The following is a 12878-nucleotide window of genomic DNA, read 5'->3' as shown; positions in this document are numbered from 1 at the left end:
AATTAATTTTAAAGATAGAGGTGATCTATGAACACTTACACAGTATTGAAAACTCAACCTGTTGCAAATTATGAACTTGCTGAAAATAACTTCCCAGCTTGTAACACTGACAACCTAGAGCAAGCGCCAGCACATTGCCTAATGCACAATCTACATTTGGCACCTATGCAGCATATTGATGAAAATAGTAGCATAGATGAAGCTACGTTAGTGCTGGACAAAACGCACCGCAGAGCAAGCTTTGTCGTTGATAGCAAAGAAAAGCTTGTTGGTATGATCTCTAATGCAAGAATTGGCAGTCGCTACGTGTTGAGTATTGCAGAAAGACGCGGTTGTACAAGACGTGATTTAAACGTCAATGATGTCATGATCCCACTATCAGATCTTCGTCAAATCACCTTAAAACAAACTAGCCAAACTGTGGTTGGCAATGTGCTAAAAACAATGGAAGAAGGTGGCTTCGAGTTTTTACTTGTTATTGATGAAGTGACTCAGCGTCCAGTCGGTTATTTTGACCTAATCGATATGATGAAAGCCTGTGGACGTGCAGTAAATTCAATGAAACCAGCAAATAAATTCAGTGATATTGTTGGTACGATTTTGCACCACGCAGAAATTTAAAAGAATCCCTATAGTTAATGTAAATTAAAGTTAGCAAGGCGTCGTAAGGCGCCTTTTTTGTGCCTCAAGTTTGCTCCTATGCAGCAGAGGCTAGGCGCTATTTTTACTTTGCGCCAGCAAACCCAAGTTGTCGCCAAGACTCATAGACAAAAACGGAAACAGCATTAGATAGGTTCATACTGCGACTATCGGGGCGCATTGGAATACGGACTCGCTGAGGCTCAGGCAGTGAAAAAATAATGTCTTCTGGCAAACCTCGAGTTTCAGGGCCAAACAATAGGCAGTCACCTGCTTCATAGGCTACTTCATGATGGTACTTGGTACCTTTTGTCGTGCAGGCAAACACTCGCTTTGGACTTCGTTTGGCTAAGTATGCTTCAAAGTTTGGGTGGCGCTCTACTTCGCTAAATTCATGATAATCAAGGCCTGCACGTCTTACCCGTTTATCATCCCATTCAAATCCTAGCGGCTCTATCAGGTGTAGTGAATATCCTGTATTGGCACACAAACGAATAATATTGCCTGTATTAGGCGGGATCTCGGGTTGGTATAAAACGATATCTAACATGATAGGCCTCAATTAAATTTTGCCCGGCAGTATAGCTGATACTTGTCGACATTTATATGTGCTGCGCTTGATAGAGCGAAATCCATTACCCAGTTTTTAAAGTACGACTGTTGATAAAAACTATACAACCGTAATCTGTTTTTCATTTCAAAGCATTACCCTGTAATATAGTAGCATCGCGATGCCGTGGCATTTTGCGAGTGGTTTGACGACTAATCATTTCAGTTAGCCAAACGTCAGATTAAATAATATGAAGAAATGAGGTGCCAGTGGATCGCAGCTATGAGTTTTGGGTTAGGTTTTCAAGTGTCTTTACCATCATAATGGTGGGATTGATGATCGCAGCTAAGTGTTGGGCTTGGCTGTCTTCAGGTAGTGCCGCTATGCTCGGTTCTTTAACTGATTCACTGCTTGATATTAGCGCCTCTTTAATGAATTTCTTTGTACTGAGCTACGCACTGCGTCCTGCGGACGATGATCATCGATTTGGTCATGGAAAGGCAGAAGCATTAGCTGGGCTTGGACAAGCGGCCTTTATCGCGGGCTCTGCGAGTTTATTGGCTTTTCATGGCGTAGAGCGCATTATCAATCCAACCCAAATTCCACATTCGTTGTTTGGTGTGTGGGTGAGTTTATTTGCGATAGTTTGTACTTTGTTGGTGGTTGCGGTGCAGTATCAAGTCGTTAAACGCACGCAGTCCATCGCCATTAAGGCCGACTCGTTGCATTATAAGGGCGATATTTTATTAAACCTTGCGGTGCTCCTAGCGGTATTGCTTAACTTTTACGGCGTAGGTTACGCCGATCCGATTTTTGGTATTTTGGTGGCGGTGTATTTACTTTACAACAGTTGGGATATTGCCAAGGAAAGTGCTGCACACTTAATGGATAAAGAGCTGCCAGATGAAGAAAAAGCACAGATCATACTTATCGCGTCGAGTCATGAGGACGTTTATGGAGTACATGATTTGCGTACCAGGCAAGGTGGCAAAATCAAGTTTATTCAACTGCATCTAGAGCTTGATGACGATATGCCGCTGATGCGAGCGCATCAGGTTGCGGATGAGGTGGTTGCTAGCATTAAAGAAGAGTTTGATTGTGAGATGGACGTGCTTATCCATCAAGACCCAGTTTCTTTAGCACTAAGTAGCTCGTCTGTAAACGCATAAAAATCATCTAACACGGCTTTGCGGGTATTATCTTGCTCGCAAAGTAGTTCATGTTTCCCGATAAACTCTGTAACTGTCACATTATCCCTGTGCGCGGCAAATTGACTTTGCGCCTGATTATCAACAATGCTGTCTTCACTGGCTGTCGCGATACGGATTGGCAGAGCTAGCTTAATATCTTGAAACGAGCGGCATTTATGTAGAGCCGTGTATAACCAAGCAAAGCTAACACCACCGAGTTGTAGCTCGGGAAATTGATCGTACAAACCTCTAAATAGCGCATATCTAATTGGACAATCAGTAAGGTCATTATCTTGAAAAGGTTTGTTGTGGTAGTGCACCTGTCCCAACGCATAATGCTTACCTAGCCCAAATAAACAAGCTGCGCCCGCAAGTCCCTCGGCAAACCAAGTCGGGTAGGGAGTCGTATTGATCCCAAGCATCGGGGCTGATAAATAGACTCCCTCTATGTTATGAGGCGCAAATAATGTTAAATAATCGCAGGTAATGGCACCGCCCATTGAATGTGCCAATATAAAAAGTGGCAAGGTGTTCTGCTTGGCAACGATTTGATCCATAAAGCAGTGCAGCGTTGCAGCATAATCTTCAAAGCGACTAACATAGCCGATTTGCTTATCTTTAAGTAATCGCGGCGAGTAGCCTTGTCCTGGATGGTCATAGGTAAATACCGCTATGTTGTTTTGCGCAAACTCCCACAGCAATTCTCTGTATTTATGAGCAGACTCAATACGGCCATTAACCAACACCAGGCTGAACGTTGCCCTTTCTGGAATGTGGTAGGCGTAAAATAGCCTACCATGAGGGGTATCAAAAAAGCCTTTTTGGCAGCCTTGCCAGTGCTCATCAATTTCCGGAAGGTGTGATTCAAGTTGCTGACTTTGGCTATAAAACATGGCTACCTGTGTAATGGAATTCGAATGTTGACTTGCAAACCAACATTATTACTAAATTCGATATGGGCATCATGTACTTTTAATGCGTGCTGCGCAATGGCAAGACCCAGCCCAAACCCGCCCATTTGATTTTTGCTTGGCGTACGTGCGCTCGACACTCTGAAAAATGGAATGCAAAGCTTGTCGAGCATGTCTTCACTTACGCCTTTACCATCATCACTGATAGTGCATAGCAACTGATTACCGTCACTCTCAATATCGACATTAATAAGGCTAGTCGCATACTTAATTGCGTTACGAATAATGTTTTCGAATGCGCGGTTAAGTAGCATTGGGTCGCCATAAAGTGTTGCCTCGGGTAGTGCTGTGACGACAAGGTCCTTCCCTAATTGTTGTGCCTCAAACAGTGCATCTTCCAATATCGGGTCGAGCAGCTCATTGAACTTAATTATCTGCTTATCGATTGGCACTTGATCCGCTTCGAGCTTAGATAAATGCAAAATATCGCTGAGCATATTTTCAACTAACTGAGCTTCACGTTCAATGCGCTCGATATAACTTTGGCTTTGCGCTGTGGCATGGCCTGCAGCGAGGCCTGTGGCCATTTGTAAGCGGGTGAGCGGTGAGCGTAGTTCATGGGATATATCAGCAAGCAAGCGTTTTTGATTGTTAACTAAAGACTCTAATTTATCAGCCATTAAGTTAAAATCATGACCCAGTTGACCGAGCTCGTCTTGGCGCTTGGTATTTATATCGGCTCTGCTCGACAATTCTCCACGGGAAAGTTTTGCAGCGGCTTTTTGTAGCTCTTTAATTGGCGACAATAGATCTCGAGTAAACCAAAAACACAGTAATAAGCTTGCGCCTAGCACGACCGCGATTTTTACCCAAAGCGGTAGGGTTCTTAATTTGATGAGTGCACTTGGGGTATGGTTTTCAAAAATTAAATAAAGACGATAACTTTCACCTTGAAGTGTAAGTTCTAGGGGGCCAAAAGCCTTGTACTCTGGGGTAAAAATAGCGACCGGTGTGGCATCTTCGGTAAAGCTGAGTAAATCTAAATTCAGCGTTTTTATATTGGGATCGGCGGCAACGCTTTTTTCTGCATCGCGGTGGCTCAAGTAGATATTTCGAGCCTTTCTTTTACGCAGTTTGGCAACCTTATTCAACTCAAAGTTGGGGCGCTCGCTTGCGCGTATTAACGCTTGTTCTAATTGTTTTAGATTTTGCAGCATGGGTTTTGAGATGCGGTGAGTTTCTACAACATCAGGTTGTAGCATGCTGATCCCAAGCAACAACAACATAGTGGCAATGATAGTGAGCCAAAACCAGGCAAAAACCTTAACAAGTAAGTACCGCTTCATTCATTACGCCTTTAGGAAAATATAGCCAGCGCCGCGGATCGTTTTGATATAAGTGTGTTCACTTAATGCGGCAATTTTCTTGCGAACGTTAGAGACATGCATATCGATAGAGCGATCATAAGGCACGAGTGGCCGGCCTAATACTTGTCGTGAAATTGTCTGCTTGTCGACCACTTCTCCTGCAGTTCTGACTAGCAAGTGTAACACCTCGTATTCGGTGCCCGTCAGCGACAGCACCTCGCCATTAACAGTAGCACTTCTCGAAGCCACATCTAAACGCAGCTGGTGGATAGTAAAGGTATCGTCCGGACTGTGTTGTTTATAATGATCGACGCGTCGGGTAATAGCTTTAACGCGTGCGAGTAGTTCGCGGTGGTTAAACGGTTTTGGAATATAATCGTCAGCACCTAGCTCCAAACCAAAGATGCGGTCAAAGTCATCGCCTTTTGCCGTTAGCATAATAACAGGTGTCATCTTCTGGACACGTAACGCCTTTAGTACTTCAAAACCATCCATTTCGGGAAGCATTACGTCTAACAATATCAGGTCGAAATTTTGCTTTAATGCCAGCTGTAGACCTTCTGTTCCTGTGTGGGCCATCGCCACTTCAAAGCCTTCTGCAGTAAAGTATTCTTTTAACAGGCTGCAAAGTTCTTGGTCATCATCAATAAGTAAAATGGAATGTTTCATTGTCATACTTAGTCCAGCATTGTTGATTGGCGTTGGCCTGAATAGTTCGGCTCTAGCATATTACACCTTACTTCAACGCCTTATGTAAATTGCCTTTGCTTTTTTTTGCAAAGCACTGACAAAACTTTACCTCTGTCTGACGTTCCTTTTCTTTGTGCTTGCTAAATTTGGAAGTGACAAAGCAATGGCGAACAAGGAGCCAATACCATGAAATTACTATCTACTTTAGCATTAGTTACAGCACTTGGTGTATCGACTTTTAGCTTCACTGCAAACGCGGGACCTATGGGCGGGCAGCTTGAGCACTCAGCAAGGTTGCTACTATCTGATAAAGGCCAGAAGTTATTAGAGCTAACAGAAGCGCAGCAAGACCAACTAAAGACGATTTATGCGGATTACAAAACTGCAAAAAAAGCGTTAAAAGAAAGCGGGAAAGAAGCACATTCAACTTATCGTGAAGAAATGAAAGCACTTATGGCAGCCCCAGCCTTTGATAAGGTTCAAGCGCAACTTTTACTGGAAAAAGGCCAAGATAAAAAGCAAGCGTGGGCGCTACTTTCAATGGAAACTCGTCACAAAGTATTCCATGTATTGAATGAAGAGCAGCGCGATAAGCTCCAAGCACTTAAGTCACGTCGTAGCCACAAAGGCCATAAAAAAGCAAATTAAGTCTTTCTAACTTAGTCCTTACCTTCCCAGTAAGGACCTTATCATTTTCAAGCCTTTGTCACCTTCCTATAAAATGAGAGCTTGTATTCCAGATTGATGTAGAGAACTGACCCCTTGGAATCAGTGTATAAAATATTACAACGGTTTGTACTGGTTTAAGTTACATGTTGATAACATGTTTGCGTTGTGATATTTTTCGATTAAGAGTACATCTAGCAAGTCTGCGGACAACTCTTTGAAATAGTGTCGAATTGAAAAATTCTTAATTTACGCGCACAAACTTTCCAATAACTTTTGCTTTCTTCTGAGTAACTAAGGGTATTCTTTGTTGTTGGCTGTTTGTTACTAGGTATCACTGAGGGAGACATGCAGACACCTGAAGAATACGAGGTGACACTTAGGATCCGAGAACTGCTAAAAGAACTCAAAAAGCGTAAAGGCTATACTAAAAAAACCATTAGCCAGAAGCTCGGAATAGGTCTCACCACACTAGACGACTATCTTAACGGAACAAGCTCATTTCGCTTAGGTACCTTAATTAAATTGTCGGAAATTTGTCGGATCCAATTAAGTGATATTTTGGAAGGAGCAGGGCATATTGCTAAAACTTACCAAAATGAAGTGAGAAGTTCAGAGTCAAAGACGGAAGAAGAGCAAGTAGAACAAGGTGACTAGTGATTTTACTGTGCTTGGTTTTTGCTTTTCTAAGCAAGTAGTTATGAGTGAGTAAAGGCCGAGATACTCGGCCTATAGATTTATTCTTTAAAAAAGTTTTCGTTGTTTTTTGCCAGCATCGCTTCTATATCTTCAATCAAACTTTCCGCATCTTGAGGCGTAAGTTCACCACTTTTCATCGGTGTAGAAATCGTATTTGATTCGTCAGACCAATCACCTAAATCAATTAATTGACAGCGTTTTGAGCAGAACGGACGAAATGGACTTTTATCCGACCATTCAACAGCCTGTTGGCAGGTTGGACACTTTACTGTGGTTGTCATAATACACTTACTTTTTACTTCGTGATTGTGTAAGTCTAATCGCATTTTATCGCTTTGTGAACTGAACGCATATCTACTCTGAACAGCTTGCATGCTAGGTGGGGATCCGTGATAGGATGGTAAAGCTAGGTAAAAGGAGAGGATGTATAAAAGGTGGAGAAGTTCGAAGCAACACTAGACAATTGTCATAAAGAGCCAATTCATATTCCAGGTTCAATTCAGCCGCATGGCTATTTATTGCTATTCGACACCAACACATTAACACTACGCTACTTTAGCGAAAATTTTGCCGAACTTGTAGGGCTTGAGCCTAGCGCTTTAGTCAATACTCATGCTGAAACGATTTTTGAGTCTCCTTTTTTTGAGTTGTTAGCCAGTAATGCTAACTCCTCTGAAATCCATCGTTTGAATCCGATGACGGCCACCATAAAAACCAAGGATGCAAAGTGGGTTGAACTTTCTGTAGTTGCAAGTCAAAACGAAGCTGGTCTCATTTTAGAGCTTGAGCAAAACACGGCGCAAGGCGTTGAAATCAATCATTCAATGCAACACCTTATGAAGCACTCACTGTCTAGTATGGTTGACTCTCAATCTTTACAAGCCTCGTTCGAGATGGCTGTGGAAGAAATTAGAGAGTTAACGCAATTTGACAGGGTGATGCTGTATAAATTTGATCACGAGTATAATGGTGAGGTGGTCGCAGAATCGAAGCGTAATGATCTTAATTCCTTTTTAAACCAACATTTTCCTGAGTCTGACATTCCAAAGCAAGCAAGAGCGCTATATTTAAGAAACCCTATTCGTTTGCTTGCTGATGTTGACAGTGAAAATTCACTGCTTTATCCGCAAGATAAGCCAATTGACTTAAGTGCCTGTATTTTACGTAGTGTTTCGCCAATTCACTGCCAATATTTACGCAATATGGGCGTTCAGGCAACCATGTCTATCAGCATTATCGTTGCTGGTAAGCTTTGGGGGCTGATTGCCTGCCACCACTACGAAAAGCACGTAGTGCCATTTAACATCCGTGAAGTCGCTCAGTATATGGGGCTGATGCTATCTTACTTAATTTCTCTTAAAATTTCGTCTTTAGAAGCAATGGCAGAAGCCAAAGCCCTGACATTGAGCTCGTCTGTTACTGAGCGTATGGCAAAAGAGATCTTTTTTGTAGATGGCCTGCGCTATGAATCCGCGGCATTGCAAGAAATGATGAAATCCAGCGGTGTTGCGTGGCGTGTTGAAAGTGATTTGGAGTGCTACGGGCAAACTCCTGCAAAGGCGGATATTGAGAGTATCTACCGCTGGCTTGCGGAGCATCAACTTGGTGATGACTCCATTTTTTATTGTCATAGCTTAGGTGAACTTAACGAAACATTTAAAACATTTGCGAAAACGGCGAGTGGCGTGCTATTGATGCCACTTTCTGCGGATGCTAATCACTTTATTATGTGGTTTAGAAAGGAAGTTATTCAAACCAAAAACTGGGGAGGGAAGCCTGAAAAATCCATTGAGTTTTTGGATGATGGTAGCCACCGTTTAATGCCGCGTAGTTCGTTTAAGTTGTGGGTCGAGAATGTTAAGTGCAAATCTCACCCTTGGACGGAAGCTGAAGTAAGTTGTGCATTGAAGTTTCGTAATACGTTGGTTAATTATGTGCTGGCTAAATCTGAGCGATATAAAAAGCTTAACGCAATTCTAGAGCAAAAAGTTACCAAGCGTACCGAGGCGTTGGAAAATGAGATCACTTCGCGTCGTACTGCTGAGCAACTACTGACAATAGCACTTGAAAAAGCACATGAGTCGAATCAAGAGCTGGAGCGTTTTGCCTTTTTAGCATCTCATGATCTACAAGAGCCGCTTAGAAAAATCCAAATGTTCGGTGATCGGATCCAATGCTCTGCAGAGGGACTAAATGAAAGACATGCGTCCTACCTTAAGCGTATGATGGATTCTGCGGAGCGAATGCAAAAGTTGATCAAAGGGCTACTAAGTTTTTCACGGATTGACCGTAAAGGTGAGTCATTTAAATCATTTGATGGCGATAATGCGTTAGCTGAAACCTTACTGGATCTTGAGTTAGTGATTAAAGAGTCAAACGCTCAAGTGGATACCACAGGGCTTGGTGATGTTTTTGGAGACCGTAGGCAGTTGCAACGCGTGCTGCTAAACTTAATCAATAATGGGATTAAATTTAGTGCGCCAGAAAGAACGCCGCGGGTCTCGATTAGCAGCGAACGTAAAGCAAATGAACTGATCGTTGCCGTTAAGGATAACGGGATTGGTTTTGATCCTGAATTTAGTGAGCAGATCTTCAATCTTTTTGAAAGATTACATGGTCGTAGCGCATATGCCGGTACAGGACTTGGACTTGCTATTTGTAAAAAAATCGTCGAAAGACACCATGGTCGCATATGGGTCGAAACGGAAGTAGGGCAAGGCTCTACTTTCTATTTTAGCTTGCCGATTTCAGCGCAAGAGAGTTAACTTAGCTGTAGAACCATTGATGCGGTTCTGATATCAGCATACAAACTCGAGGTTAATGCGAGTTTAAGGAGAGTGTGTATGGTTCATCATCATGATTTAATTAGACAGCTTCACTCTGTAAACTATATCTTGGTTGCGGATGATGATTTCGACGACCAAGAATTAATCCGTGATGCATTTGAAGACAACGGCGTGATGGAGGCTAAGTTACAATTCGTAAGTGATGGCGTTGAGTTGATTGAGAAACTCAATAGCACTGAGCTATTACCTAGCCTTATTATTCTTGATTTAAATATGCCACGAAAAAGCGGTAAAGATGTATTGGCTGAGATGCGCGGGGCTGCAAACCTTAAGCATATTCCGGTTATTATGTTCAGTACATCGGATTCTGAGCTAGATATAAAACAGTGTTACTTGCTTGGGGCAAATTCTTATATGACCAAACCGTCTCAATATCATGAGCTGGTTGATTCAATGAAGTCCTTGCTGTCCTTTTGGCTTGGCACTGCAAAGCTCGTGATCGATTAGAAGTGAAGGGCCAGAATAACTAGCTGGCCCTTAAGCTGTTATAGCACTAAATAGCTTCGTTGGTATGCTTTTGCTTTAACAAGCGACTTGTCACTGTACCTGCGGTCATTGAGCCCGATACATTGAGTGCCGTTCTTGCCATATCAATTAGTGGCTCAATAGAAATAAGCAGCGCTGCAATTGTCACTGGTAGTCCCATCGCAGGCAGTACCACCAACGCCGCGAAAGTGGCACCACCTCCAACACCCGCAATACCAAACGAACTAATTGCAACCATAGCCACTAATGAGACAATAAAGTCGAGTGCGAACGGGTCAATTCCTACAGTCGGCGCAACCATTACAGCAAGCATTGCTGGATAAATGCCAGCGCAGCCATTTTGTCCGATTGTCGCACCAAACGATGCAGAAAGGTTTGCAATCGCAGGGGGAACATTAAGCTTGTGGATCTGCGCTTCAACATTCAATGGGATGGTTGCCGCGGAGCTTCTAGAGGTGAAAGCAAAAGTTAAAACAGGCCAAATTTTTTGGAAGAAATGCTTTGGGTTTTCACCAACCAAAGTAACTAGTAAGCCATGCACCACAAACATCAGTAAAATGGCAACGTAAGAGGCAATAATAAAACCGAGTAAGCTAATAATGTCAGCCATGCTTGATGTGGCGATCACTTTGGCCATCAAACCAGCTACACCATAAGGTGTAAGGGCGATGATCATACGTACTAATCTCAACACAACTGCCTGTGCGCCTTCAACTGCATTTTTTATTGGACTACTTAAATCTGACTCTTCCATGATGGCTCTACGAGCAGCAATACCAGTTAACACACCAAAAATCACCACTGCGATAATCGAGGTCGAGCGCTCGCCAGTCAAGTCAGCAAACGGATTGGTTGGTACAAAGCTAAGCAGCATTTGTGGAATGGTTAAATCGGCAACGGTTGTTGCACGTTCTTCAAGTACCGCTATTCTGGCCGTTTCGCGTGCACCTTCAACTAAGCCTTGTGCGCTTAAACCAAATGCTTGAGTGATAAAAATACCAATGAGCGCTGCAATGGCCGTGGTAAAAACTAAAATTGCGATGGTGACAAACGAGATCTTTCCAAGAGAGCCTTGATTATCTAATTTTACGACCGCGGCAATCATAGAAACTAAGACCAATGGCATAATCACCATTTTGAGAAGATTGACATAGCCGCTACCAACAATCGCAACCCAATCTAGTACGGTCTGTTTGGTGGTTAAATCACCTGAGAAAACAAATTGTAAGGCGAGTCCAAATAGGCTACCCGCAACTAAGCCTAGTAATACCGTTCGTGACAGGGTTTCGGAGCGCTGTTGAAAGCGATAAAGACCGAAAAGTATGGCAATAAAAACCGCAAACGCGGCGATAACAGCAAAAGACATCAGAATACCTTTCGAAATATATGAAAATAACGCGCTACTATAGAGGTTTTGTTGATTTGGCTAAAATATTCTTTGACTATGGAATAGAACAAAAGGTTATCAATAAAAATGAAAGTTTTTAATGGTTTTTCCTTTCATATAAAGATGTTTTGTAGTGAGTTGGTACTAACTCATAGTAATTAAAAACACTGAGATATGCGCTTAGCTTACAATAATCTTTCGTAGCAGCGAGTTTATCTCGCGACTCTTTTCTAGCGTTATCTCGCGACTCTTTTCTAGCGTTATCTCGCGATTTCTTTTGCTTTTCGACGTTAACCGTGTGGCCGCTTTTATAGTATGGAGTTGGGTATACGGTTTATTGAGTAGGTGTAAAAGCGAGTTAGCTTTGAGGCGATGACATGCGTAGAGTGGGAAAGGTTGTTCCCCGGCTTCGCGGATGCCGATGTCAGCCCTTGAACCCTGAGGTTCAAGGCGGAGAGCAACAGCCTACCGTAGGCTTCTCGGTACATGCCGAGCATGCTCAATAGTAAACAAACTGCTATCCTAAACGAAATTTATCGGCTCAGGGACTTAACCAGCTGTCCTACGAGCTAGGGAACAATTACAGTATATAAAACATCTGCCGATCACGAAACCATAGTAATGCAATTTATGTGTTAACCGCATGCTTTTTACTCGCTTTGTTTAGTGACTAAGCAAACGTTAATCTGAGCGTTAGCTGGCAACGCTAAATTTGCTTAATTTTTCGAAGACCACAGTGTCTAAACCGTTTCTAACTAACAGAGTAAACAGGTTACTTAGAAAGGAACCGGTGCGGTAAAGGCCATCATCTCAGCAGTTGTTGGATGCGAAATTTGCAGCATCTCTGCATGCAACTGTAGACGTGAAGCCGCCGCTAACGCCTCTCCCGTAGCGTATAGCCTATCACCTAGGATAACGTGCCCAAGCGAAAGCATATGTACTCTGAGTTGATGAGAACGTCCTGTGATGGGGATTAGCTTAACGCGTGTTGCCTGTGCTTCATATTCCATGACTTCAAAATACGTTAACGAAGGTTTACCGGTCTCATGACAAACCATTTGCTTTGGGCGGTTAGGCCAATCACACACCAGCGGTAAATCAACAGAACCCGTTTGCTGTTGTAATTTACCATGAACTCGGGCGATGTAGTGTTTGCGGGTTAAGCGGTCTTGAAATTGAATGCTCAGATGGCGATGCGCTGCTTTATTCATAGCAAGGCACAGCACGCCGGATGTTGCCATATCAAGGCGATGCACAATTCTTGCCGTAGGGTAGACAAAATTCACTCTGGCGATAGCGCTGTCCCAATGCTTTGGATCTTTACCAGGTACGGTGAGTAACCCGCTTGGTTTGTTGATCACCAGCATATCTTCATCTTGGTACAAAATATCAAGATAGGGAGAAAGGGGGGGAGCGTAATTTAGTAACACCAGCTGCCTCAGCATGA

The 12878-nt window shown here is 43.0% G+C and carries 13 protein-coding genes and 1 other RNA gene; 6 read left to right on the top strand and 8 right to left on the bottom strand.

Annotation, left to right across the window (positions count from 1 at the left end; all coding sequences use genetic code 11):
- Positions 1 to 27 precede the first annotated feature (27 nt).
- Positions 28 to 621 carry a CBS domain-containing protein gene (locus QSH61_RS14635; protein ID WP_206472194.1) on the top strand — a complete coding sequence of 198 codons (594 nt, stop codon included), beginning with the start codon at positions 28 to 30 and terminating at the stop codon, positions 619 to 621.
- Positions 622 to 724: 103 nt separating this feature from the next.
- Here the strand turns inward: QSH61_RS14635 and trmL are convergent, their stop codons facing one another.
- Positions 725 to 1189 carry a tRNA (uridine(34)/cytosine(34)/5-carboxymethylaminomethyluridine(34)-2'-O)-methyltransferase TrmL gene (trmL, locus tag QSH61_RS14630; RefSeq protein ID WP_088529872.1) on the bottom strand — a complete coding sequence of 155 codons (465 nt, stop codon included), beginning with the start codon at positions 1187 to 1189 and terminating at the stop codon, positions 725 to 727.
- Positions 1190 to 1512: 323 nt separating this feature from the next.
- Here trmL and QSH61_RS14625 point away from each other — a divergent pair, with 323 nt between their 5' ends.
- Positions 1513 to 2358: a cation diffusion facilitator family transporter gene (locus tag QSH61_RS14625; RefSeq protein ID WP_081489965.1), complete on the top strand. Its 846-nt coding sequence runs from the start codon at positions 1513 to 1515 to the stop codon at positions 2356 to 2358.
- Here QSH61_RS14625 and QSH61_RS14620 read toward each other — a convergent pair.
- Genes QSH61_RS14620 through QSH61_RS14610 form a run of 3 tightly spaced genes read right to left on the bottom strand, consistent with a single transcriptional unit; the run spans position 2310 to position 5326 of the window.
- The gene (locus QSH61_RS14620) at positions 2310 to 3272 is read right to left on the bottom strand and encodes an alpha/beta fold hydrolase (RefSeq protein ID WP_206472195.1); all 963 of its coding nucleotides are present in this window, start codon (positions 3270 to 3272) and stop codon (positions 2310 to 2312) included. The genes QSH61_RS14625 and QSH61_RS14620 overlap by 49 nt on opposite strands.
- 2 nt (positions 3273 to 3274) lie before the next feature.
- Entirely contained in the window at positions 3275 to 4636 is a 1362-nt protein-coding gene (locus QSH61_RS14615) for an ATP-binding protein (RefSeq protein ID WP_206472196.1), read from the bottom strand.
- A 3-nt stretch (positions 4637 to 4639) separates the two neighbouring features.
- Complete coding sequence (locus tag QSH61_RS14610; protein WP_102057398.1) at positions 4640 to 5326, bottom strand: response regulator; 687 nt, start codon at positions 5324 to 5326, stop codon at positions 4640 to 4642.
- Between the two features lie 207 nt (positions 5327 to 5533).
- Here QSH61_RS14610 and QSH61_RS14605 point away from each other — a divergent pair, with 207 nt between their 5' ends.
- Together QSH61_RS14605 and QSH61_RS14600 are read left to right on the top strand one after the other, a co-directional pair.
- Positions 5534 to 5995 (top strand): Spy/CpxP family protein refolding chaperone, encoded by a 462-nt coding sequence (locus QSH61_RS14605; protein WP_102057397.1) that lies wholly within the window; start codon positions 5534 to 5536, stop codon positions 5993 to 5995.
- Between the two features lie 366 nt (positions 5996 to 6361).
- Entirely contained in the window at positions 6362 to 6670 is a 309-nt protein-coding gene (locus QSH61_RS14600; protein ID WP_010606054.1) for a helix-turn-helix domain-containing protein, read from the top strand.
- Positions 6671 to 6750: 80 nt separating this feature from the next.
- Here the strand turns inward: QSH61_RS14600 and yacG are convergent, their stop codons facing one another.
- On the bottom strand, positions 6751 to 6993 hold the full coding sequence (gene yacG / locus QSH61_RS14595) for a DNA gyrase inhibitor YacG (RefSeq protein WP_029215840.1): 243 nt from the start codon (positions 6991 to 6993) through the stop codon (positions 6751 to 6753).
- 153 nt (positions 6994 to 7146) lie between these two features.
- Between yacG and QSH61_RS14590 the strand changes: the two genes are divergently transcribed.
- Both QSH61_RS14590 and QSH61_RS14585 read left to right on the top strand, forming a co-directional pair.
- On the top strand, positions 7147 to 9477 hold the full coding sequence (locus QSH61_RS14590) for an ATP-binding protein (protein WP_206472197.1): 2331 nt from the start codon (positions 7147 to 7149) through the stop codon (positions 9475 to 9477).
- Positions 9478 to 9555: 78 nt separating this feature from the next.
- A complete protein-coding gene (locus QSH61_RS14585; protein WP_206472199.1) occupies positions 9556 to 10005 on the top strand; it encodes a response regulator in 450 nt (149 codons plus the stop codon).
- Positions 10006 to 10051: 46 nt separating this feature from the next.
- Here the strand turns inward: QSH61_RS14585 and QSH61_RS14580 are convergent, their stop codons facing one another.
- The 3 genes from QSH61_RS14580 to rluA all read right to left on the bottom strand — a co-directional run bounded on the left by QSH61_RS14580 (position 10052) and on the right by rluA (position 12861).
- A complete protein-coding gene (locus tag QSH61_RS14580) occupies positions 10052 to 11410 on the bottom strand; it encodes an L-cystine transporter (RefSeq protein ID WP_102057395.1) in 1359 nt (452 codons plus the stop codon).
- Positions 11411 to 11827: 417 nt separating this feature from the next.
- Positions 11828 to 12010: non-coding RNA, 6S RNA (ssrS, locus tag QSH61_RS14575), on the bottom strand.
- Between the two features lie 197 nt (positions 12011 to 12207).
- Complete coding sequence (gene rluA / locus QSH61_RS14570) at positions 12208 to 12861, bottom strand: bifunctional tRNA pseudouridine(32) synthase/23S rRNA pseudouridine(746) synthase RluA (protein ID WP_206472202.1); 654 nt, start codon at positions 12859 to 12861, stop codon at positions 12208 to 12210.
- Positions 12862 to 12878: the final 17 nt, after the last annotated feature.

It is taken from the genome of Pseudoalteromonas sp. JC3 (assembly GCF_030291895.1).
In the GTDB taxonomy this organism is placed as follows: Bacteria; Pseudomonadota; Gammaproteobacteria; order Enterobacterales; family Alteromonadaceae; genus Pseudoalteromonas.
Note: the sequence above shows the minus strand (reverse complement) of the source record. Positions and strands in the feature narration are given on the sequence as shown.